Here is a 22,921-nt window from a genome sequence, read left to right on the forward strand (position 1 = left end):
GGGGAATATCGCTGGCCCAAATCCTTAGCGTAGGATTCCGCCCCCTCCCGCAAACGCCCCCTACGATTGAGAAGCGCGGCGGAATCTCTTAGATTGATCGCTGGAGGCTTTGTTCGCGGAGACGCGCACATTGCCTTCTTTTCGTTTTAGGAAGCGCTGCCCTAAGCGACAGAAGCCAGAGCTTTGACAATGCGGCATTCCGCGATGGAGCCGACCATGTATCTTGATCCTATCGGTGCAGACACGCGATGATGGCGGTCACGACGGCGGTGGTTTCCGCGACGTCGCGCACCCTCACTGTGTCGAGGCCGATTTCAGCAGCGGGATAGTCATTCCCACCGGGGAATATCGCATCCCCAATGAACAGCATCCCGTCGAGCGGGACACCGCTCTCGGCACTCAGGCGCTTCAGGCCATAGCCCTTGTCGATCCCTGCTCTGGTCACGTCGATCGATGTCGTGCCACCGAGATTGATCGAGAGCTCCGGCAGCTTCGCGCGCAACGTGGCCTGCAACGCGGTCCTCTTCTTTCGGTCAGGATCCCACGCTTCCTTTTCCTTCAGCGGCGCTGCCTGCCCCAGGCCCGAAAAGGTGATCTGGCTGCCCCGGTCCTCGATCCGTTCGCCCCAGATACGTTCGTCGGCGAGACCGGCATCGGTCAGCGCCTGATCGAAGGCCGTGCGGATCTTCGCCTTCTCCGCGTCGTCGAACAGTTCGGCATAGACCGCGCGCCAAGCGCCATTGATGAACCGATAGAGTTTCGTGCCTGTGGTCGGCATCAACCAGAGACGGTCGAGCGCGACGCCGGCAGGAAGGCGCGAGGCGATCTGCTTTTCGAACTGCGGCCAGTCCCCGCCCGAGATCACCGCCACATCCGTGATGGCGAGCAATCGGGCGAGGATTGCGGCCATATCCTCCGATAACGGCCGCTTGCTCTCGGCAAGCGTGCCGTCGAGGTCGAAGGCGATCAGCCACTTCATGCCGCCTTCCCTGCCGGATCGCGGTAGGCGAGCAGCCTGAGCGCATTGATGACGACGAGCAGCGTCGATCCCTCATGAACCGCCACCGCTGGCCCAATGCCGAGGCCGAGGATGGTAGCAGGCACCAGGAAGGCGACGACACCCAGGCTGACGAAGACGTTCTGCCGGATGATTCCACGGGTATGGCGGCTAAGACCGACTGCGAATGGCAGGTGCGCCAGATCGTCGGCCATCAGCGCCACGTCGGCTGTCTCCAGCGCAACGTCCGACCCCGCCGCGCCCATCGCGATGCCGACCGTGGCGCTTGCCATCGCCGGCGCATCGTTCACGCCGTCGCCCACCATCGCGACCTTGTCTTCGCCGGCGAGCTTCTTGATCGCGGCAACCTTGTCTTCGGGCATGAGGTCGCCCCACGCTTCGTCGATCCCGACTTCGTCGGCGATCGCTTCGGCGACTTTCTGGTGATCGCCGGAGATCATTATCATCCGCGACACGCCCATCTCGTGCAGCCGACGCAACGCGGTCTTGGCAGCTTCGCGAGGCGTGTCCATCAGGCCGATCGCGCCCAGGTCGCGGTCCCCCTTGCGGACCACCATTGTCGTGCGGCCGTTCTCGCGCAGCTTCGCGATTGCGTCCTGCGCGCCCTGCCCCAGCGCCGGAATGCCCTCACTTCCGAACATCTCGGCCTTGCCGATCCACACCGTCTCGCCATCCACGCTCGCGGTGACGCCCCGACCGGTCAGGCTCTTGAGGTCGCCGGCAGTCGGCACGGCACGATCGTTCAGACGTTCGCGGCCGTCCTTGACGATCGCTTGGGCCAGGGGATGGTCGCTCAACGCTTCGACGGCGACAGCCAGCGCCAGCAACTCGCCTTCATCGGCGCCATCGACGGGCACGACATCAGTGATGCGCGGACGACCTTCGGTCAGCGTGCCCGTCTTGTCGAAAGCGATCGCTTTGAGCGACCCGAGGTTTTCGAGCGGTGCACCGCCCTTCACGAGCACGCCGCCCCGCGCTGCACGGGCAACGCCCGACAGGACCGCGCTCGGCGTTGCGATCGCGAGCGCGCACGGGCTTGCCGCCACCAGCACCGCCATCGCGCGATAGAAGCTGTCGCGGAACGGCTCGTCGACGACCACCCATGCGAACAGCAGGAGCACTGACAGGACCAGGACGGCGGGCACGAAGATCCGTTCGAACCGGTCGGTGAAGCGCTGCGTCGGCGACTTCTGCGTCTCCGCTTCGCTCACCATCTTCACGACCTTGGCAAGCGCGCTTTCATTGGAACGGCGTGTCACCTCGATCTCGATCGCGCCGCCGCCGTTGATCGTACCAGCAAAAACCCGGCTTTCCGCGTCGACTGCATCGGGCTTGGCGCGTGCCGCTGCGGCATCTGCGACCGGCACCTTGTCGACCGGGATGCTTTCACCCGTGACCGGGGCCTGGTTGATCGCGCTGGTGCCCTTGATGACGAAGCCGTCGGCAGGCAGGCGCTCGTTCGGGCGGACGATGGCAATGTCCCCGACGACCATCTGCTCGACCGGGATTTCGCTGGTCTGCCCGCCGCGTCGCACGGTCGCGGTTTCGGGCGCGAGCTTCGCCAGCGCCTCGATCGCCTTCTTGGCGCGGCCCATTGCATAATGCTCAAGCGCATGGCCGAGGCTGAACAGGAACAGCAGCAGCGCACCTTCGGCCCATGCGCCCAGCGCAGCGGCGCCGGCCGCAGCGACCAACATCAGCGTGTCGATCTCGAACTTCTTCATCCGGAGGTTGTCGATCGCCTCGCGCAGCGTGAAGAATCCGCCGAAGAAATAGGCTGCGATATAGCAGGCGGTCGGCAGCCATTCGGGCGCGCCAGCGACCAGCCTCTCGATCGCGTAGCCGATCCCCAGCAGCGCGCCACAGGCGAGCGCGAAGATCAGCTCGGTATTGGGGCCGAGAAATTCGGCGTGGCTATGGTCGTGGCCATCGCCGGGGCCGTGCTTCTCTTCGCCCGCGCCGTGGCCCCCGGGGCCGTGGTCGTGGCCGGCATGTTCATCGGCAGCGACCCGCTTGCCCACCCTCACCTTCAGCTTGCGAAGCGCAGCGCGCACCTCCTCTTCGGTGGTTTCGCGGCGATCATATTCGACCCGGACAGACCCGCTGGTGCTGGCGCTTGCCTGGACCACGCCGGGCAAGGCGCACAGCGCATCGCTGACCGTGCGCGCCCGACGTTCGTGGTTGATCCCCGTCACCTGCCAGATCGCATGGCCGTAGCGCTCGGTGATTTCGGCACCTGCGGCGCGCACCATTTCGCGCAACCGTGGCAGCGGCAGCTTGGCGGCATCGAAATGGATGCACAGCGCCGCTGGCGTGTTGCCGTCGAGACAGATCACATGCGCCCGCTCGACACCTTCGCGCTTTGACAGGGTTGATACGAGACGGTCCAGGCAGGCATCGGCCGCGTCAGGAAGGTCCGGCAACAACACTGGAATGTCGAGTTCGAGCTTGTCGTTCATGACGACCTCCTTTCGCTTTTCTTGGTTTCGGCGCGCGCGTCGCGCAGGATTTCGACACCGCCCTTGATGGCGATGATGGCGGTGGCGAAGCCGACCAGCAGGTCCGGCCAATTGGTACCCAACCACAGCACCAGCACGCCGGCGATCAGGATGCCGCCGTTGGAAATGAAGTCGTTGAAGCTGAAGGTGGTTGCGGCCCGGAGATTGACGTCCGGATCCTTGAGGCGCTGGAGCAGCCGCAGGCAGAGGTAATTCACGACGCCGGCGATCGCGGACATGACCATCATGGTAGGTCCGATGGGCTCGCTGCCCTGCACGTAGCGCCGTCCGACATCGATCAAGATGCCGCCCGCGAAGATCAGCAGCATGACGCCCGAAGCGACCGCGGCGCGTGTCTTCCATGTCTGGCCCCGGGTGAGCGCCACAAGGCTCAGCGCATACACAGCCGTATCGGACAGGTTGTCGACGCCGTTGGCGATCAGCGCGCTCGAGTCCGCGAAGAAGCCGGAAACGAAGAAGCCCGCAGCGATCGCCGCGTTCAGCAGCAGGACGATCCACAGTGTGCGGCGCTCCTGCCCGCCATTGTTGTCGTTGCCCGGGATCATCCCATCATCTCCTCAAGTGTCAGCAGGGCCAGGAAGCCGACGAAAAACATCGAGCTGATGAGCGGGGTGTCGGGTTTCTCGTGCGCCTCGACCAGCAACTCCTCCGTGACGAGGTAGAGCAGCGCCATCAGCCCGAAGCTGAGGAAGCCGGCGATCATCACCGGCGACAGCGCGGCGACAGGCACGGCAGCGAGCGCGCCGATCGGCAGCAGCAGGGCCAATGCCGAGACGATCACGATGATGCGCAAGCGCGAGCGATAGGTTTCCGCCAGCTCGTCGGTCAGCGTCAGTCCCAGAAATAACACTTCCAGAGTGAGCGCGATCGTCAGCAGGAGACCTGCCTTCTCGCCCGCCACGAAAGCGAGGCCGAGCACCAGGCCGTCGACCAGAATGTCGATGCCGATCGCGGCGAGTAGCGCCATCGGCCCCTTGAAGCGGGCCTCAAGAGCCTTGAGCCCCAGCATGGTCGCGACGCCCGCCGCCCCGCCGATCAACGTCGCGCTGGGCGATGCCTCATGCTTGACCTGCGGCAGGATTTCGGTCGCTGCCGCCGCGAACACGACGCCGGCAGCGAGATGCTGTAGGCCCGCCACGAGGCCAGGTTTCAACTTGGTGCGGCTCGCGACAATCGCGCCGAGCACGACCGCCAGCACAGGCGCAAGCGTATAGAGCAGTGCCTGCATTTCCTAGGACTCCTCCGGGGTTCGGTGGCAGACGCGGATCTTCCCGCGTCGCGTGAACGCGATCGATCCGCCCGCCACGACAGCCCGCGAATGGTCGCCGCGAAACTCGTCACCGGTTCGCTGCGCGCGCAGGATCTCGGTCCTGCCCTTCGGCAGCCAGGTGACGGCCATTTTCAAGCCGTCATCGATGAAGTCGACATCGGCGCGTGTGCCGTCGTCGCAGTACATGATGCGCTGCGCGATTAGTTTCGACGTCAGATGCTTTTCATGCGCCGGCTCGGTAGGCTGGGTCGGCGCTGGATTACACGCCCCTATAACCGCCCCGGAGACGAGAACGACGCCGAGGCGCGCGATCGCCAGACCGGCCCGATTCAGGCCGCACAAGGTTGTCACATTTGAAATCGACGTGTCAGACATCGGTCTCTTCCGACGAAGCGCCCTGTGGCGTTCGAAGGCAGGGCAGTTCATCGCGTGCCTTCCTGCTCGCAGATCCGGGTACGGCCATCGCCTTCCACGATGGTGAGCTGCGACCCCTTGAAGGTCGCGGTGGCTGTTTCGCCGACATATTGCAGGCCCTGCGCTGGCGCGGTCAGCATCATCGGCGGTCCCCCGTTGGAGCGCCGCAAATCGATCTGCAGGCCGTTGTCCTTGTAATCGACGAACAGCGGTTCCCCGTCGGAACAGCGATATCTATGCCGCCCCATTTCCCCGGTCGCCACGGCGCTGTCGGGCGAATGGATCTGCTGCTCCGTTGGCGGGGCTGGCGGCTTTCTTTCCGAGCACGCCGCGAGCCCGACAACGAGGATGACGGCGGGCAGCACCCGCTTACAGTGCATCATCATCGCGCCTTCCTCCTGTAGCGGAAGGGGACGCGCTGACGATTGATAGCCCGGGCAGGCTGACCTACCCGCCAGCGGAGATAGGTTGCGAGGCGATCGTCAGATTCGACCATCAGGGATCGCAGGCGGCGCAACATCATCGCCGCGAACGGCAGGGAGAGCGCCCCGCGCAGCGTGCAGCTATGCGTTAGCCTGGTGCCGCCATCGTCCCCCGCCAGCTCGTACCGCTCTTCGAGCGTGAACAGATAGGGGATGCCGCAGGACCAAGCGAAGGCGTGCGGTTTATCGAATCGATCAATCCGTGCTGGCGTCCGAATTGGCCGGGTGATGCCCTGGATCGCAAAGGTGCATTCTGTGTCGCCGAGCCGGGACGGATCATCGAGAAATACGAGCGGACTCCACGCCCGGCGATGATCCGGATCGGTGAGTGCCGACCAGATGCGCAGTGGCCCGCCGTGAAGCATCGAGCTGGTTATGGTGCGAGGCATATCCCCATCTCCCAGAGATGGGCGGGGCGATCGCGGATCGCCCCGCCCATCCATCAGGCCAAGTTGTTCACGAAGGTCTGACCGTGGTCGTCCCCTTCATGCTCCTCATTGTAGTGCTCGGGTTTCTCGATCACTTTCTGCCCGAACCGGGCATAGAGTGTCGGCAGCACGAACAGCGTAAGAAGCGTCGCCGAGATCAGACCGCCGATGACGACCGTCGCCAAAGGCTTTTGAACCTCTGCGCCGGCGCCTTCGCCCAGCGCCATCGGCACGAAGCCGAGGCTGGCGACTAGCGCGGTCATGATGACGGGTCGCAGACGCTGCATCGCGCCAACATGCGCGGCTTCCTCGCGGCTCATCCCTGATCGGATCAGATCTTGGATCGAGCTGACCATGACGAGGCCGTTGAGGACCGCGATGCCCGAGAGGGCGATGAAGCCCACTGCCGCCGAGATCGAGAAGTCCATGCCCCGCAGGAACAGCAACAGGACGCCGCCCACCAGCGCGAAAGGCACGCCGGTGAACACGATCGCGGCGTCGCGGACCGATCCCAACGCCCCGTAGAGGAGCAGCAGGATCAAGATGAAGCAAGCCGGAATGACCAGCTTCAGCCGTTCGCTTGCCGATTGGAGGTTCTCGAACTGGCCGCCCCATTCGAGATAGGTGCCGGCAGGCAGCCGGAGTTGGCTGCCGATCGCCGCCTGCGCATCCGCCACGACGGATCCGACGTCGCGGCCACGCACGTTGGCTTGCACCACCACGCGCCGCTTGCCGTTCTCGCGGCTGATCTGGTTCGGACCATCGACCACCTTGATCTCGGCGACGCTGGACAGCGGTACATAGCCGCCGCCTGCCACCGGCACCTGCACCTGTTGGAGCAGGCCGATGTCGGCACGCTGCGCCTCCGACAGGCGGATCACCACGGGGAAGCGACGGTCGCCCTCGAAGATCTGGCCCGATGTTCGCCCGCCGATCGTCGCAGTCACGGTGTCCTGCACATCCTGAGCCGTAACGCCCAACCGCGCCATCGCGTCGCGGTTGACGCGAATGTCGAGCATGGGAAGACCGGTCGTCTGCTCCACCTTCACGTCCGCTGCGCCTTGCGTTCTGCGCAGCACCGCCGCGATTTGCTCGGCCGTCCGGTTCATCTGGTTGAAGTCGTCCCCGAACACCTTCACCGCGATGTCGCCGCGCACGCCGGCGATCAGCTCGTTGAAGCGCATCTGGATGGGCTGGGTGATCTCGTAGGCATTTCCCGGAATCTTCGCGAGATTACCCTCGATCCGGCTGACCAGCTCCTCCTTGGGAAGCTCAGGATCCGGCCAATCCTTGCGCGGCTTCAGGATGACGAACATGTCGGTCGCGTTCGGCGGCATCGGGTCGGCCGCCAGCTCGGCGGTGCCCGTCTTGGAATAGACGAATTGCACCTCCGGCTGCTTCGACATCATCCGCTCGATCGGCACCTGCATCGCCTGGCTCTGCTGGACCGACGTTGCCGGAATGCGGAGCGACTGGATCAGCAAATCGCCTTCGTCGAGCTGCGGCAGGAACACCGAGCCGAGCGTAGTGAAAGCAAGCGCCGCCACCACAAGGCTTCCCACACCCGCACCGATCGTCAGCGTCGGGCGCTTCATGGCCCGGTCGAGACCGGGTTCGTAGCGCTTCTTCAGCCACGTGATGATGCGGCCGTCCTTCTCCTCGACCTTCTTCGACAGCCAGATCGCAATCATCGCCGGCACGAAGGTGAGAGAGAGGATGAAGGCGAAGGCGAGCGCGATGATGACGGTCAGCGCCATCGGTCCGAACGTTTTACCCTCCACGCCGGTCAGCGTGAGCAGCGGTACGTAGACGAGGATGATGATTGCCTGCCCGTACACAGAGGGACGGATCATCTCACGCGCAGCGGCTGCCACGGTCGCGAGCCGTTCCTTGACGCTGAGCAATCGGCCTTCATGATGCTGTTGCTCGGCAAGCCGGCGCAGCGCGTTTTCGACAATGATGACGGCGCCGTCGACGATCAGACCGAAGTCCAAAGCCCCAAGGCTCATCAGATTGGCCGAGACCCCAGCGCGCAGCATACCAAAGCCTGTCAGCATCATGGTGATCGGGATGACCAACGCCGCGATCAGGGCCGCACGGAAGTTGCCGAGCAGCAGGAAGAGCACGACGATGACCAGCACCGCGCCTTCGGACAGGTTTTTCGCGACCGTCTTGATCGTCGAATTGACCAGCTCGGTGCGGTTCAGCACCGGCTGAATTACGACGTCAGGAGGCAGCGAAGCGTTGATCGTCTTCAGTTTCTCAGCGACCGCGGTCGACACGATGCGGCTGTTCTCGCCGATCCGCATGATCGCCGTGCCGACGACGACTTCGGTACCGTTCTCCGATGCCGAACCCATGCGGATCGCCTGACCCGTCTTCACAGTCGCAACTTGTTCGACCGTGATCGGCACGCCGTTACGTGTCGCGATCACGGTCCTGGCCAACTCGCTGGCATTGCGAACGAGCGCATCCGAGCGAACAGCCAGACCTTCGCCATTGCGATTGACGAAGCCACCGCCGACGCTGGTGTTATTGCGCTCCAGCGCATTTCCCAGGTCCGTCAGCGTGATGCCGAGCGAGGCCAGCTTCTGCACGTCGGGCACGACGAGGAACTGCTTGGCGTAACCGCCAATCGAGTCGACACCGGCGAGGCCCGGTGTGGTCTTCAGAAGCGGCGTCACGATCCAGTCCTGCGCGGTGCGCAGGTAGGTCGCCTTGTCCTCTTCGGTCGTCAGTCGCTCGCCCTCTGGCGTGATGTAGCTGCCATCGGGCTGTTGGCCCGGTTCACCGGGCTTGTGCTTGTCGTCCTCGCGATGATCGAGACGAACGGTGTACATGTACACCTCGCCCAGGCCTGTCGCGATCGGACCCATTTCAGGGTTCACGCCGTCGGGCAGATTCTCTTGCACGCCCCGCAGACGCTCGCCCACCTGCTGGCGGGCGAAATAGATGTCCGTCGCGTCCGAAAAGACCGCCGTGATCTGCGCGAAGCCGTTGCGGCTCAACGAGCGCGTATATTCCAGGCCGGGGGTGCCGGCGAGCGCGGTTTCGATTGGAAACGACACCTGCTTCTCGACCAGCTCGGGCGAGAGGGCAGGCGCGCGGACGTTGATCTGGACCTGATTGTTGGTGATGTCCGGCACCGCGTCGATCGGTAGCCGGTAGAGGGAAAAGGCGCCGATGGCGGCGACGATGACGGTGAGGAGCAGGACTAGCCAGCGCTTCTCGACCGCCCAGGTTACGATACGGGCGATCATGGCTTAATCCTCGTGGCTCGCTTCGCCCTTGCCGATCTCGGCCTTGAGCGTGAAACTTCCGGTGGTGGCGATCTGTTCGTTGCCGGTCAGGCCCGACCGGACGATCACCGTGTCGCCCGACGCATCGCCGAGCTGGACCGGGGTCGCCTTGAAGCCGGTGGGCGTGCGCACGAACACGACCGACTTGCCCTCGAAACTCTGGACCGCCGTCGTCGGCACGCGGACCGCCCCGCTCCCGCCGCTGCCCGTGAGCTGCACGGCTGCCGTCACAGGCTCGCCGACCCGCCATTCGCCACCGCGATTGTCGAGGGTGGCGAGCGCAGGCACGAGCCGCGTCTGCGGATCAAGCGCCGGCGACACGAAGGTCACGCGGGCGGTCGCCTGACGGCCTGCCGCCTTCACCAGCACCGTATTGCCGGGACGCACCCGGCCCGCATCCTCGGGCTTGAGATTAAGCGCGATCGACACCTGGCTCAGGTTGGCGATGCGATAGAGTTCGGCATCCGCCGCGACCGTTTGTCCCAGCGTCACGGGGCGCGCAATGATCTGGCCCGAGATCGGCGCGGCAATGCCGAGCCGGTTGAGCCCGCCGCCGCCGACACCCGCCGCCGAAACCATGCTCTGCGCCTGCGTCAGGGCGATCCGCGCCTCCGTCGCCGCTGTGCGGGCGGCGATCAGATCCTGTTCAGGGGAGACTCTCTGCGCGAACAGCCGCTGTTCGCGCGCGAGGTTCGAATTAGCGAGCTGAAGCCGCGCCCGCGCCGCCTCGACCTCGCCCTTGATCTGCGCCGCCTCGCGGCTTTCGATGACCGCAATGGTCTGGCCGCGTCCGACCGATTGGCCGAGGTTACGGGTGAGCGCGACCACGCGTCCCGCAATTGCGGCCGAGACGACCTGCGTTCCCTGTGGGTCGCCCTCGATGATCGCGGGCAGCTCGATCGTCCCGGCCCCGCCGATGATCGGCCGTCCGACCTGGACGCCCGCTGTGGCGATCTGGTCGGCACCCAATGTGACGACGCCTTCACCGGCATGACCGCCTTCAGCACCGCCCTTTTCCGTGCCCGCTGCCGTCTCATTGGCAGCTGCGCCTTCGGCAGTTGCCTCGTTTCCGCCATCCTTGCCGCCGCAGGCAGCCAAGAGCAGGGCGAGCGACGCCGCGCCCGCGAGATAAAAGCTCTTCATCACTGATTCCCCCCATTGGGCGCACGAGCGGTCAGTCGCTCCACTTGCGCGCGGGCATTCTGGTAATTGGCAAGCGCGTCGATCGCGGCGACCCGCGTTTCGGCGAGCGTGCGTTCAGCATCGAGCAATTCGAGCTGGCCGAACTTGCCCTCGCGATAGCCGATCCGCGCGATGCGGGCGGCCTCCTGTGCAGCCGCCAGCGCCGGCCCCGACGCCGCACGAGCCGTCGTTGCGGCATTGGCCGCCTGCGCCTGCGCGTCCGTGATCGCCTGTTCGATGTCGAGCGCGGTCACGCGGCGCTGCGCATCCGCCTGGGTCCGCTGCGCGGTCGCCTGCGCAATCGCGGCGCGACCATTGTTGAACACCGGGATCGGGATCGACACGCTGAACACCGCCGCCATGTCGTTGGTCGCTTCCAGGCGGCGGATCGACGGCCCGACGTTCAGGTCAGGCACGCGATTGGCGCGCGCGAGCCGCACGCCGGCTTCGGCAATGGAGAAATCCGCGTTGGCTGCCGCCAGCGCGAGTGTGCCGGTCGTGTTGACCGGTGCCAACGGCCCATAGACGTTCACACCGGGAAGGCGATCGAGCAGCGTGTCATCGAGCAGGCCGTCGATCGGCCGTCCGATCCGACGCGCCAGATTGGCGCGGGCCGCCTCGGCCAAGCGAAGCTGCCGCTCCACATTGGCGTCGGCATTGATACGCGCGACATCCGCGCGCTGTTGCTCGAGTGGCGATGCCCGCCCTGCCTGCACGCGAACGCTCGCGGCCCGCAGCGCATCGCTGGCGATCCGGGCCTGATCGCGGGCTGTCATTACCCGGCGATCGGCCGCGACCGCTTCGACATAGAGCTGCGTTACCTGAAGCCGGACATCCGCCGCGATGATCGCGGCCTGGATCTCGGCCCGGGACAATTGCGCATTGGCGACCGCGACGCGGGCGCCGCGCTTGCCGCCTAGCTCGATCGGGATCGCAAAGCCGACCGTGGTTTCCGCGCTGCGGACCCCCCGATACGGCCCGGAGCCGATGACATTCTCGACTTGGCCTTGAACCACCGGATTGGGCCGCAAGCCGGCGACTGTGCGACCTGCACGGGCCGCGTCGATTCCAGCTGTCGCCGCTTCCGCAGCAGGGGCCGAACCGCCCGCTGCACTGACCGCTTGGTCAAGCGTGTAGACCGGCGCATCCTGCGCAACAGGCGCGGACGGTCCGACCTGCGCCTGCGCCATCGTGGCGCAAGACGCTGCGGCCAGCATGGCCGCGAGGATACGATTCATGAAAATAGGACTCCTGACGATGATCGACAGGGGCGCGCCAACGCACGCCCAAATCGGACGTCAGGCTTGGGGGGGCCTCAAATGGACCATGCCGGTGCGGCCGTCGAGCGACGCAGAGGCGGAGATTGTCGGCTTGGGCACTGTGAGGACGGGGGTATATTCCATCGTCGTGCGCGCAGGCGCGCCGACGTCGTGTCCGTGACAATAATTGTGATGATGCGGGACATTCTTGTCCGAGTCCGATGGCACCTGATCGATGTCACCGGCGGTATGGACCGTGAACTCAACGCCCGCGATGCTTCCCCCCGCCAGATCGGCGGCATGGGCCATGCCGGAGAAGCTGGTCAGGACCAGCATCAGGCATGTCAGGAAAGGCAAAAAGGCTCGCACTAGCTTGCCTCTATCACGGAAGGGTTTTCATGTCATTGCACTAATTCGAACCAAGGGTCACTGAGCCGGAACCCGAGCGGGATCGGTCGCGCCCGTTCCAGGCGAACCCGACCGCAATGGCGACCGCCATCAGGAGTTGCGCCAGCACCGATTGCCAAGTGGGAAACACGCCGAGCATCGACAGCCGTGGCACGTCCGCGAGCGGTGCGATGTTGATAAGGCCGGCTTCCTGGAGCGCGGCGACGCCTTTACCCGCCAGCACGACGGTCAGGACCGCCATGAGCCAGGAGCTATAGCGGAAGAACTGCGCGATCGGCAGCTTGCGACTGTAGCGAAGCATGGCCCAAGCGATCAGGCTGAGCAGTCCAATCGCCGACCCGGCCCCCGCGAGAAGCATCCCGTTGTCACCTTGCGCCGAAAGCGCGGCATAGAACAGGATCGTCTCGAAGACCTCGCGATAAACTACGACGAACGCCAGCCCGAACAGGAACCAGACCGACCCGCCCGAGAGCGCCCGCGACATCTTCTCGCGAATATAGCGCTGCCACTGATCGGCCTGCGCCTTGCCGTGCATCCAAATCCCGACCGAGAGCAGCACGACCGCGGCGAACAGCGAGCCAAACCCTTCCGTCAGCTCCCGGCTCGCACCGCTGATCCCGATCGCATAGGTGGCGACCGCCCAGGTGATCCCGCCCGCGATGATCGCGCTGACCCAGCCGCCATGCACGTACCGCAGCGCCTCGCCGCGCTCGGCTTTACGCAGGAACGCGATCATGGCGACAACGATGAGCAGGGCTTCGAGCCCTTCACGCAGCAGGATCGTGAACGCGCCCAGGAACGTGGACGCTTCGGTGGCGGCATCAGGCGCGAGCGCCGCTTCCGCATCGTCGAAAAGGCCGCCCAGTACTGCGACCTTCTCCGCGAGATCATCGGGCGACGCGCCCCGGTCGATCGAGGCGCGGAACTCCCCCATCGCGCCCTCGATTCGACCCATCAGCGTCGCGTCGCGCGCGGTGAGTGTTGGCTCGATCGGCTCGAACCCATCGAGATAGGCCGACAGCGCCAGCTCTTTCGCCATGCGCGCATCGCCGCGCCGCGCAGCCGCCACGCTTTCGGCGAGTTTGGCGCGGGCGACCGCGAGCGAGCCGGGAGCCTGTTGTATCACCTGTTCGGGATGACGACGCAGGAACGCGAGCACTGGGTCAGCCTTGGCGTCGCCGATCGCCGCGCCGAGCGCGGCCGGGGTGAGCGCGACCAGGGTTTTCAGGTCCGGAATGCGCCGGCGAAGGGTCGGGTCGGATTTCCAAAGCCGCTCGCCTTCGCGCGCCTGCGCATCCGTGAAGGCGAAGCTCCCGGCTCGGAATGCTAACGCCCAGCGCTGATCGTTGGGCAGATCGGCGAAGCTCTGCATCGCGGTCCCGTCGATGCCTTGCGTCACCACCTGATAGAGCGCGAACACGCTGCGCTGGCGCGCGCGCTCGGCATCGGTGAAAGCAATCGGGGGCGTAGCGAGCTTGGCGGCGTCAGGGCCACGGCCGTTGCCCGTCATCCCGTGGCAGGACGCGCAGGATTGTCGGAACAGTGCATCGCTGGAGACGAGGTTCGGAGCCTTATCGGGCGCGAGCGGCACCGGGTAGGCGCGCAACAGATCGGCCGCGAGCCCGTGCGCCAATGTTGCCACCTGTTCAGTCGGTCCCTTTTCCGCGATCACCGCCTGGAGGTTGGCAGCCCGCTGGATGAGGGCTTGACGCTCCGGCTTCGCCGGCAGGCCCTGAAGCCGTGTCGAGACCGACGCGGCGAACTCCGTCATCTCGGCATATTCCGACGTGCTCTTGATCCGACCGTTGGCGACCGCGCCGCCATAATCGACGGCCATATAGTCGAGCAGCCGCCATGCGGTTTGCACGTCGCCGGGTTCGGCGATTGCCGCAGCAGGGATCAGCAGCGCCGCGAGCGCGGAGAGCAGCCGCAACGAGAGCATTGCCCGGATCAACGCGAGCAGACGCACTACCGCTCTCCCAATTCGCGCCGAGCGCCAGTGACGATTTCATAAGCGGAGTGGAGGAACAGGAGGGCGATGAGGCCGGCGACGGCGAGGTCCGGCCAGGCGCTTCCTGTCCACGCCACCAGACCGGCCGCGGCGATCACCGCCACGTTGGCGAGCGCGTCGTTGCGGCTGAACAGCCAGATCGCGCGAACATTGGCGTCCCCTTCCCGGAAACGCGCAAGCACCAAGGCGGACACGACATTGATCGCGAGCGCGACAACGCCGATTGTGCCCATCAGTTCGGCATCGGGCGCGGTTGCGTTCAGGGCGCGCCAAATCGCGAAACCGATTACGCCCACGCCAAGCGCACCGAGAAACAACCCCTGCGTCAGCGCGACCTTTGCCCTCGCCCGTGCGGACCAGGCAAGCGCGAGAAGACCGATAAGGCTGATCGACCCGTCCCCGAGAAAATCGAGGGAATCCGCTTTCAGCGCTTGGCTATCGGCGATGAACCCGCCGAACAGCTCGGCGACTCCGAAGCCGAGGTTGAGCACCACGACGGTCAGCAGCGCACGGCGATAGGCCGGATCGGTTTGCGCGCGCGCGGGCTCCCCGTGGCACCCGCAGCTTTCGGTAGAAGCATTCATGCGGCCTTCCTTACCACCTCCAGTCGCTGTAGAAGCAAGCGAAATGTGCGACACGTTCGCATAAGCAAGGATGGCATGATGAAGCCGGTGATGATTGGGCAGCTCGCCAGCGAGACCTCGACGAAGGTGACGACGATCCGCTTTTATGAGTCGATCGGGTTGCTCCGATCCGCCCCTCGCACGGCGTCGGGTCGCAGAACCTACGATGCCAGTGACATTGAGCGTTTGCACTTCATCCGCAACGGTCGCCGGCTTGGCTTCTCCGTCGACGAGATCCGTTCGTTGATGGGGCTGGCGCAGAACCCGGACCAGGATTGTGGTGCCGCCTCAGCTATCGCTGCTCAGCACCTCAAGGATGTGGAGGAGAGACTGGCGCAACTCGCGGTGTTGCGGGATGAGTTGGCAATGCTCAGCCAGAGCTGCACCAAGGCGCGCATGGCCGATTGTCGGATCATGAAGGCGATCGGCAAAGGCCACCCTCAAGCCGATCAATAATAATCGGCCAGCCTGAGCTCGCGCACATCACCCGAGGCCATCGTCAGCTTTACGAGGGTGCCAGCAGGCCGGGAGCGCACTTGCCAGAGCTCCCCACGCGTATAGTTCGCATCGATCGAATGGCCGTTCACCGCCACGATCCGGTCGCCGACCGCCCAGCCAGCCTTTTCCGCGGGACTGTTCGCCGCCACATGAACAACGGTGAGCGCCGTTGGTGAGGCTGCGAGGCCAAGGCCGCTACGGTCCTTCAGCATCGGCAGGCGACGACGAGGACCGAGTGGCCGGAGCCACACGAATCCGGCGGTCACGTCGAACACCACGTCGAATTGAGCGATCAGCGGTAGGCCGACATTGCCAACCGTGCTGGTGGAGAGCCAAGCTCTCATCCCGAGTGTGGGGACGTTCGAGACGCCAAGCCCTTCGATGTTGATGTTCTGGATCGTGAAAGCATCGTTGATACGCACACCATCGACGCCGCCGATCGCCGCGGTCGAGACGAGCTTCCCGTTCAACAGCCCTTGATCGCGGGCATAGGCCGACGAGAGCATCAGCGCGGCCGAGCTGCCAAGATCGATCATCAAGGGCACGGGAGGCAAACCCGAGACGGAAGCTCGAATGAACAGCTCCTGCTTGGCACCGCGCCCGAGCGCGACAGCGCGCCAGTCGGGACCGGCGAGAAACGTGCCTGACTTGACGACCGCCATACGCCTTTTCGCGAAATCGAGCGCGATGCAGCTACCCGTGAACATATCGGCACCGAGGAGGATATCGATCGGTCGTCCGAAGGCCGCCGACACTGAACTCAGATCACCAACGACGGCAAAGGGTAAGCGACGGGTTTCGCGGGCGAGCTGTACGTCGATGTCGCGGACCAGCAGGCGTCACCTCAAGCTTTGTACGCTGAACAACGATTTTCCGGACATAATGTGAACATTGGTGTCAGGCAGCGGCGCGAAGGTACTGGTAGAGGGTTTCGCGGCTGATGCCCATGTCGCGCGCTATGGTCGCCTTGCGTTCACCGGCGGCAACGCGGCGGTGCAGATCGGCAATCATCTCATCCGAGAGCGACCGTTTCCGCCCCCGATAGGCGCCGCGCTGCCGAGCGATCGCAATGCCTTCGCGTTGCCGTTCGCGGATCAGAGCGCGCTCGAACTCAGCAAACGCACCCATGACCGAGAGCATCAGATTGGCCATCGGGGAGTCCTCCCCCGAGAAGGACAGGCTTTCCTTCTCAAACTCGATCCGGATACCTCGCTTGGTGAGGCCCTGGACCAGCTTGCGCAGGTCATCCAGATTGCGGGCCAACCGATCCATGCTGTGGACGACGACGGTATCGCCTTCGCGGGCGAAAGTGAGCAGAGCCTCAAGCTGGGGGCGGTTGACGTCCTTGCCCGATGCCTTGTCGGTGAAGGTCCGATCGAGCGACTGACCTTCCAATTGGCGATCCACATTCTGATCGAACGTGCTGACCCGGACATAGCCGATCCGTTGCCCCTTCACTGCGCACTCTCTCCATCAAAATGTCAGGTTGAAATCTATGATACGTAACGAAATTCGTCAACAAATTCCGTTTATCACCCTAATCTGACAGAAACCGCAGTACCGCCCTGACGTCCAGTTAGGCTATACTCCAAGCTGACATCACAAAATCAAATCCCTCAAAGATGGCGTCAATTGCCTTGATGGGGTAAAAACTGGAGTGCTTCCAGGATGGGACATTCGGCAACGTCATCTCCAGTGCATCTGGCTAACGTGGTCGCCAGCGTCACCTCTATCTTCTGCAAATCTGCAATGCGGCGGCGGACATCTTCAAGGTGGAGTTCGGTTCTCGCCATAACCTCCGCGCAGGTTTGTGCACCGGTATCGGTGAGCGACAACAATGACCGTATCTCATCCATTGCATAGCCAAGGTCGCGCGCGCGCAGGATGAACTGCAACCTTTGCACCAGTTCCGGCGAATAGACGCGGTAGCCGTTGGAACTGCGAGGCGGCCCCGGCAGCAATCCCACCTTCTCGTAATAGCGGATGGTTTCGAGATTGCAGCCTGTTTTCCGGGCAAGCTGGGCACGCAAGATGCCGACCTGTTGCTCCATGAAAATACCTCTTGAGTCTGTAGTGGCTACAGAGCCTACACTGCGAATCACTCAGTTGGAACAAGGGATTCAAGCCATGGTCTCAACGCCGGAAGCGGGACAGCCAGCCCTCACCGAAAACCACGAGCCGAAGCAGGCAAACTGGGTTGCGGCGGGCGCATTGATCGGCGCGGGGCTCGCCTCGGCTTGCTGCGTCGTCCCGCTACTGTTGGTTATGCTCGGAATTTCCGGCGCGTGGATCGCCAACCTGACGGCGCTCGAACCTTACAAGCCCTATGTCGCAGGCGTAACGCTCGCGCTGCTCGGCTACGGCTTCTGGCATGTCTATTTCAAGCCGAAACCGCCCTGTGAAGACGGTTCCTACTGCGCTCGTCCACAATCGGCTTGGACCACCAAGGCGGTGCTGTGGCTGGGCCTTGCCGTCGCCATCCTGGCGCTCACCATCGACTGGTGGGCACCCTGGTTCTATTGAAAGGAAATACCCATGAAAAAGACAGTATGTATCGCTATGGCCGTGCTGGCTATGGCTGGCGGCGGGGTCGCCTATGCAGTTAGTGGCACGGCGCAAGATCGCCCCGCGGCTACCGCAACCGCTCAGAAGCAAACCACCTTTGCCATAGAGAACATGACCTGCGCCACCTGCCCGATCACCGTGAAGAAGGCGATGGAAGGCGTCGCCGGGGTAACGGCGGTCACGGTCGATTTCGCAGCCAAGACCGCGCGCGCAACCTATAACCCGCGCCGCACCAATGCTGCTGCGATTGCCGCTGCATCAACCAACGCGGGTTATCCGGCGCGCGCTATTCAAAACTGAGCGGGGCGCCGCCAGCGCCTCAAGAAAGCGATAAGCAATGAACGACTGTTGCAACCGCCCCGGGCAGGAAGGATTTGACGTGGCCGTCATCGGCGCGGGTTCTGCCGGGTACTCCGCCGCGATCGCCGCTGCCGATCTGGGCGCGAAAGTGGCGCTCGTCGGTCACGGCACGATTGGCGGCACCTGTGTCAATGTTGGCTGCGTTCCTTCCAAGACGCTGATCCGCGCCGCCGAAGCGGTGCATGGTGGGCTTGCCGCCGCGCGCTTTCCCGGCCTTGGGGGCGCTGTCCAGATGGATGACTGGTCCGTATTGGCGGCGTCGAAGGACGATCTTGTCACGACGCTGCGCCAAAAAAAATATGTCGATCTGCTGCCCGCCTATGACGGTGTGAGCTATATCGAGGGCAAGGCACGCTTTGCCGATGGTGCGCTGATTGTCGGCGATGCGCCCATGAAGGTCGGCAAGGTCATATTGGCGATGGGTGCGCACGCCGCCGTGCCGCCGATTCCGGGGATGGACAGCGTGCCCTACCTAACCAGCACATCGGCGCTGGCGCTGGATCGCTTGCCCAAATCGCTGCTGGTGATCGGTGGCGGGGTGATCGGGGTAGAACTGGGACAGATGTTTTCGCGTCTGGGCGTTGATGTCACCATCTGCTGCCGAAGCCGCCTGCTCCCCGAAATGGACCCGGAAGTGAGTGCCGCGCTGAAAAACTATTTGGAAGCCGAGGGCGTGCGGGTTTGCGCAGGTGTCGGCTATCAGCGTATCGCCCAAACACAGAGCGGGGTCGAATTGACCTGCGAGGGGCATTGTGACACCGTCGCGGCGGAACAGGTGCTCATCGCCACCGGACGCCGACCCAATAGCGACGGGCTTGGGCTGGAGGAGCGCGGCATAGTGCTTGCCCGTAATGGTGGAATCGTCGTCGATGACCACCTCGAAACGTCGGTTCCAGGCATTTACGCGGCGGGCGATGTAACGGGACGGGACCAGTTCGTCTACATGGCCGCCTATGGCGCAAAACTGGCCGCGCGCAACGCGGTGACGGGCAACCAATACCGCTACGACAATTCCTCCATGCCATCCGTCGTCTTCACCGACCCGCAAGTCGCCAGCGCCGGCCTCACTGAAACGACAGCACGGGCGCAAGGCCTGGACATCAAGGTTTCGCTGCTCCCGCTCGATGCTGTGCCAAGGGCACTGGCAGCACGCGATACGCGGGGTCTCATCAAACTGATTGCCGACAAGGCGAACGACCGTTTGCTGGGCGGCCAGATCATGGCACCCGAAGGCGCGGATTCGATCCAGACACTGGTGCTGGCGATCAAACACGGCATGACCACCCTGGAATTGGGTGCAACGATATTTCCTTACCTGACCACTGTGGAAGGCCTCAAACTGGCGGCCCAAACGTTTGATAAGGATGTCGCCAAACTGTCTTGCTGCGCCGGGTGATTGCTCGGGGATCAACCGGCAACGAATGGCCTCCCTCCAGTGCAAGCCGCTTTGGTGTCAATTTTGTTATTCGCCTCAGCGGGAGAGCAAAATGGCACGACGCCGACTTCTGACCGGAGACGAGCGCCGGCGCCTGTTCGATCCTCCTGTCCAAGAAACCGCGATCATTGGGCATTATACCCTTTCTGCGGAAGATGTTGAATTGGTTGGGCGCCGCTATGGTCCAGCAAATCGCCTCGGTCTGGCTGCACAAATCGCTTTGATGCGACATCCCGGCTTTGGTCTGCAACCCGAGATCGGGCTTCCCGACGTCATTCTTCAGTACCTCGCGGCACAGTTATTCGTCGATCCTTCCTCCTTCTCTGCATATGGTCAGCGCGCGCAAACCCGTACCGATCATGCCGATCTCGTGGCGCGTTATCTTGGCATACGCCCGTTTCGACGCGGCGACCTGGCACTTGCCCTGAATCTTGCCGCGCAAGCCGCCGAGTATACAGACAGAGGTGAACCGATTGTTCGCGCCCTCATGGTTGGCCTGAAGGGTGAGCGGTTCATTCTTCCGTCAGGCGACACACTGGAACGCGCCGGTCTTGCTGGCCGGGCACGCGCACGCAAAGCTGCCGCAGCCGCAATCGTCGAAGGCCTCAGCTCTGCTGAACTGACACGGCTAGACGAACTCGTAATCAACAACCCGGATTTCGGCATGACACCGCTGGCGTGGTTGCGTAATTTCGAAGAAGCCCCGACTGCGGCCAATATCAATGGCTTGCTTGAGCGCCTGCGCTATGTTCGCGGCATAGGTATCCACCCGGTAGTTGGGGGCGCCATTCCGGAATTCCGCTTTGCCCAATTTGTCCGCGAGGGCGGCGTGGCACCGGCATTCCTGCTTTCGGATTACAGCGTCAATCGCAGGCGGGCGACGTTGACGGCCGCAGTGATCGACCTTGAGGCCAGACTTGCCGATGCCGCGATCCAAATGTTTGACCGACTTATCGGCGGCATGTTCACGCGCGCGCGGCGTGGGCGCGAGCGTCGCTACCAAGATAGTATTCAGTCGGTGGGGCAACTCATGCGGCTGTTTGGCGCCACGATTACAGCACTTGATGAGGCTGTCCAGAATGGCGGCGATCCGCTCGAATTGATTGACGAAGCGGTGGGCTGGCACCGGCTTGTTGCGGCAAAGGCCCAAGTAGATGCCCTTGCTGATCTTGCCGGCGAGGACGCACTGGTAACGGCAACCGAGCGTTACGCCACGCTACGGCGTTTCAGCCCGGCATTTCTGGACGCCTTCACCTTCAAGGCGTCTGGAACAGGGACGGCACTGATCAAAGCCATCGATGTCATTCGCGATGCGAACACACGAAAGTCGCGCGACCTTCCCGATGGCGTTCCACTGCCATTCCCCAATCGGCAGTGGAAGCGTCTCATCACCGAAAGCGGCCGTATCGACCGCCGACGTTATGAAATTGCGATCATGGCAACCTTGCGTGATCGTTTGCGCGCCGGTGATGTATGGATCGAGGGAACCCGCAACTATCAGCGCTTCGATGCCTATTTGCTGGGTCGGCGCGACGCCGCCAAAGTGGCGGATGTGCTTCCGTTCGATTCAAATGCTGCATCCTACCTCGCTGACCGGGCACGAAATCTTGACTGGCGGCTGCGCCGATTTGCCAAGCAGTTGAAAACAAACAAGCTTGAGGGAGTGTCGCTCGAACGAGACCGGCTCAAGCTTCAGCAAATGCCGCCTGTCACCCCACCGGAAGCTGAAGCCCTCGATCGCAAGCTCGATACCCTGCTTCCCCGCGTGCGCATCACCGAGCTGCTGCTTGAAGTCGCCGAACGCACTGGTTTTTTGAACGCATTCCGTGACCTGCGCTCAGGCAAGGAGCACGACAACCCCAGCACGGTACTCGCCGCAATTCTGGCTGATGGCACCAACCTCGGGCTGGAGCGGATGGCCAATGCCAGCGAAGGCGTCAGCTATGCCCAACTCGCATGGACCCACAACTGGTATCTTTCACCCGAGAACTATCAGGCCGCGCTGGCCATGATCATCTCAGCCCATCACGAATTACCCTTCGCGCGGCATTGGGGCGCTGGCACCAGTTCGTCGTCCGATGGCCAGTTCTTCCGGTCGGGGCGGAGCCGTTCAGGGGCGGCGGACGTCAATGCCAAATATGGCGCCGAACCTGGCGTGAAAATCTATTCTCACCTTTCCGATCACTTCGCATCATTCGGATCACGGATCATGTCCGCGACGGCAGGTGAAGCGCCTTACGTGCTCGACGGGCTTGTCCTGGGCGCCGGCAACCTTCCGTTGCATGAGCACTATACCGATACCGGCGGCGCCACCGATCATGTTTTCGCACTCTGCCACCTACTCGGGTTCCGCTTCGCGCCACGGCTGCGCGATATTGGCGACCGCAAGCTGGGTTCGATCGCTGCGCCATCGACATACAAGGGCATCGAAAATCTGATGGGCCGCACCATCAAAACGGCAGCGATCGAGGCCGATTGGGATGACATCGTCAGGATTGTCGCCTCAATCAAGGATGGCACGGTGGCGCCGTCAGTAATCTTGCGAAAACTTGCCGCCTACAAACGCCAGAACAGGCTGGATTTTGCATTGGCTGAACTGGGCCGTATCGAGCGCACTTTGTTCACGCTCGATTGGCTTGAACAACCGGAACTGCGACGTGCCTGTCAGGCCGGTCTCAACAAAGGCGAGGCGAGGCACACGCTTGCCGCCGCCATCTATACCAACCGGCAGGGTCGGTTCACCGATCGCTCGCTGGAAAATCAGGAATTTCGCGCATCTGGGCTGAACCTGCTGATTGCGGCGATTTCCTACTGGAACACGGTCTATCTCGACCGGGCCGCCCAGCACCTCAACGCTGTCGGCACGACGTTCGATGCGGCACTGCTTGCGCACCTTTCTCCGATGGGCTGGGCGCACATCAGTCTGACCGGCGATTACCTCTGGGAGCAGGCCAGGCGACTTCCAGCAGGTGAATTCCACCCACTCAACGAGCCAATGGCGCGGTTGAAGCGTGTAGCGTAGCCCATGTTCCGCTTATGTCCGAGAAATCGTTGTCTGGCGAACAAACCTTGAGGTGACGCCTGCAAGGCGGCCGTCAGACCTCGCTTACGGCGTACCATCCACGCTATGCCCTCAATCGCGCGTAACCT

Annotated in this window: 21 protein-coding genes; 5 read left to right on the top strand and 16 right to left on the bottom strand. The window is 63.5% G+C overall.

From position 1 onward, the window contains the following. Positions 1-229 precede the first annotated feature (229 nt). From NTCA1_RS22205 to NTCA1_RS22265, 13 genes are all read right to left on the bottom strand, one after another. Positions 230-979 (bottom strand): HAD-IIB family hydrolase, encoded by a 750-nt coding sequence (locus NTCA1_RS22205; RefSeq protein WP_004212890.1) that lies wholly within the window; start codon positions 977-979, stop codon positions 230-232. Beyond that, positions 976-3,477 carry a heavy metal translocating P-type ATPase gene (locus NTCA1_RS22210; protein ID WP_004212886.1) on the bottom strand — a complete coding sequence of 834 codons (2,502 nt, stop codon included), beginning with the start codon at positions 3,475-3,477 and terminating at the stop codon, positions 976-978. The genes NTCA1_RS22205 and NTCA1_RS22210 overlap by 4 nt, the downstream gene beginning before the upstream one ends. Next, the gene (locus tag NTCA1_RS22215; protein ID WP_004212885.1) at positions 3,474-4,082 is read right to left on the bottom strand and encodes a cation transporter; all 609 of its coding nucleotides are present in this window, start codon (positions 4,080-4,082) and stop codon (positions 3,474-3,476) included. The genes NTCA1_RS22210 and NTCA1_RS22215 overlap by 4 nt, the downstream gene beginning before the upstream one ends. Then, positions 4,079-4,765, bottom strand: a complete 687-nt coding sequence (locus NTCA1_RS22220; protein WP_004212882.1) for a ZIP family metal transporter — start codon at positions 4,763-4,765, stop codon at positions 4,079-4,081. Before NTCA1_RS22220 ends, NTCA1_RS22215 begins: the two co-directional genes overlap by 4 nt. A 3-nt stretch (positions 4,766-4,768) precedes the next feature. After that, on the bottom strand, positions 4,769-5,182 hold the full coding sequence (locus tag NTCA1_RS22225) for a hypothetical protein (RefSeq protein WP_004212881.1): 414 nt from the start codon (positions 5,180-5,182) through the stop codon (positions 4,769-4,771). A gap of 47 nt (positions 5,183-5,229) precedes the next feature. Continuing rightward, positions 5,230-5,607: a hypothetical protein gene (locus tag NTCA1_RS22230; RefSeq protein WP_103095546.1), complete on the bottom strand. Its 378-nt coding sequence runs from the start codon at positions 5,605-5,607 to the stop codon at positions 5,230-5,232. Next, positions 5,604-6,092 carry an SRPBCC domain-containing protein gene (locus NTCA1_RS22235; protein WP_004212879.1) on the bottom strand — a complete coding sequence of 163 codons (489 nt, stop codon included), beginning with the start codon at positions 6,090-6,092 and terminating at the stop codon, positions 5,604-5,606. Before NTCA1_RS22235 ends, NTCA1_RS22230 begins: the two co-directional genes overlap by 4 nt. A gap of 53 nt (positions 6,093-6,145) precedes the next feature. Continuing rightward, a complete protein-coding gene (locus NTCA1_RS22240; protein WP_004212878.1) occupies positions 6,146-9,391 on the bottom strand; it encodes an efflux RND transporter permease subunit in 3,246 nt (1,081 codons plus the stop codon). A 3-nt stretch (positions 9,392-9,394) separates the two neighbouring features. Then, positions 9,395-10,573: an efflux RND transporter periplasmic adaptor subunit gene (locus tag NTCA1_RS22245; RefSeq protein ID WP_004212877.1), complete on the bottom strand. Its 1,179-nt coding sequence runs from the start codon at positions 10,571-10,573 to the stop codon at positions 9,395-9,397. Then, positions 10,573-11,850 (bottom strand): TolC family protein, encoded by a 1,278-nt coding sequence (locus tag NTCA1_RS22250; protein ID WP_004212875.1) that lies wholly within the window; start codon positions 11,848-11,850, stop codon positions 10,573-10,575. The genes NTCA1_RS22245 and NTCA1_RS22250 overlap by 1 nt, the downstream gene beginning before the upstream one ends. A 60-nt stretch (positions 11,851-11,910) precedes the next feature. Further along, positions 11,911-12,207: a hypothetical protein gene (locus NTCA1_RS22255; protein WP_007406840.1), complete on the bottom strand. Its 297-nt coding sequence runs from the start codon at positions 12,205-12,207 to the stop codon at positions 11,911-11,913. A gap of 73 nt (positions 12,208-12,280) precedes the next feature. Beyond that, positions 12,281-14,248: a cytochrome c/FTR1 family iron permease gene (locus NTCA1_RS22260; RefSeq protein ID WP_103095547.1), complete on the bottom strand. Its 1,968-nt coding sequence runs from the start codon at positions 14,246-14,248 to the stop codon at positions 12,281-12,283. Beyond that, positions 14,248-14,874, bottom strand: a complete 627-nt coding sequence (locus tag NTCA1_RS22265) for a cation transporter (protein WP_004212870.1) — start codon at positions 14,872-14,874, stop codon at positions 14,248-14,250. The genes NTCA1_RS22260 and NTCA1_RS22265 overlap by 1 nt, the downstream gene beginning before the upstream one ends. Before the next feature lie 75 nt (positions 14,875-14,949). On the opposite strand from NTCA1_RS22265, the gene NTCA1_RS22270 reads away from it, so the two are divergent. After that, entirely contained in the window at positions 14,950-15,369 is a 420-nt protein-coding gene (locus NTCA1_RS22270) for a helix-turn-helix domain-containing protein (protein WP_007406847.1), read from the top strand. Here NTCA1_RS22270 and NTCA1_RS22275 read toward each other — a convergent pair. The 3 genes from NTCA1_RS22275 to NTCA1_RS22285 form a co-directional block, all read right to left on the bottom strand. Further along, positions 15,363-16,166 carry a PDZ domain-containing protein gene (locus NTCA1_RS22275; RefSeq protein ID WP_017503485.1) on the bottom strand — a complete coding sequence of 268 codons (804 nt, stop codon included), beginning with the start codon at positions 16,164-16,166 and terminating at the stop codon, positions 15,363-15,365. The genes NTCA1_RS22270 and NTCA1_RS22275 overlap by 7 nt on opposite strands. Positions 16,167-16,308: 142 nt before the next feature. Beyond that, positions 16,309-16,869, bottom strand: a complete 561-nt coding sequence (locus NTCA1_RS22280; RefSeq protein WP_004213255.1) for a recombinase family protein — start codon at positions 16,867-16,869, stop codon at positions 16,309-16,311. Positions 16,870-17,039: 170 nt separating this feature from the next. Further along, on the bottom strand, positions 17,040-17,462 hold the full coding sequence (locus NTCA1_RS22285; RefSeq protein ID WP_014072603.1) for a helix-turn-helix domain-containing protein: 423 nt from the start codon (positions 17,460-17,462) through the stop codon (positions 17,040-17,042). A 76-nt stretch (positions 17,463-17,538) separates the two neighbouring features. On the opposite strand from NTCA1_RS22285, the gene NTCA1_RS22290 reads away from it, so the two are divergent. The 4 genes from NTCA1_RS22290 (at position 17,539) to NTCA1_RS22305 (ending at position 22,793) form a co-directional block, all read left to right on the top strand. Beyond that, positions 17,539-17,934 (top strand): mercuric transporter MerT family protein, encoded by a 396-nt coding sequence (locus tag NTCA1_RS22290; RefSeq protein WP_014072602.1) that lies wholly within the window; start codon positions 17,539-17,541, stop codon positions 17,932-17,934. 12 nt (positions 17,935-17,946) lie between these two features. Then, on the top strand, positions 17,947-18,276 hold the full coding sequence (locus NTCA1_RS22295) for a heavy-metal-associated domain-containing protein (protein WP_004213249.1): 330 nt from the start codon (positions 17,947-17,949) through the stop codon (positions 18,274-18,276). 37 nt (positions 18,277-18,313) lie between these two features. Beyond that, entirely contained in the window at positions 18,314-19,732 is a 1,419-nt protein-coding gene (merA, locus tag NTCA1_RS22300; protein WP_026109686.1) for a mercury(II) reductase, read from the top strand. A gap of 91 nt (positions 19,733-19,823) precedes the next feature. Next, positions 19,824-22,793 carry a Tn3 family transposase gene (locus NTCA1_RS22305; RefSeq protein WP_014072601.1) on the top strand — a complete coding sequence of 990 codons (2,970 nt, stop codon included), beginning with the start codon at positions 19,824-19,826 and terminating at the stop codon, positions 22,791-22,793. The last annotated feature ends 128 nt before the right edge of the window (positions 22,794-22,921 follow it).

The organism is Novosphingobium sp. TCA1 (assembly GCF_009811895.1).
GTDB lineage: Bacteria > Pseudomonadota > Alphaproteobacteria > Sphingomonadales > Sphingomonadaceae > Novosphingobium > Novosphingobium panipatense_A.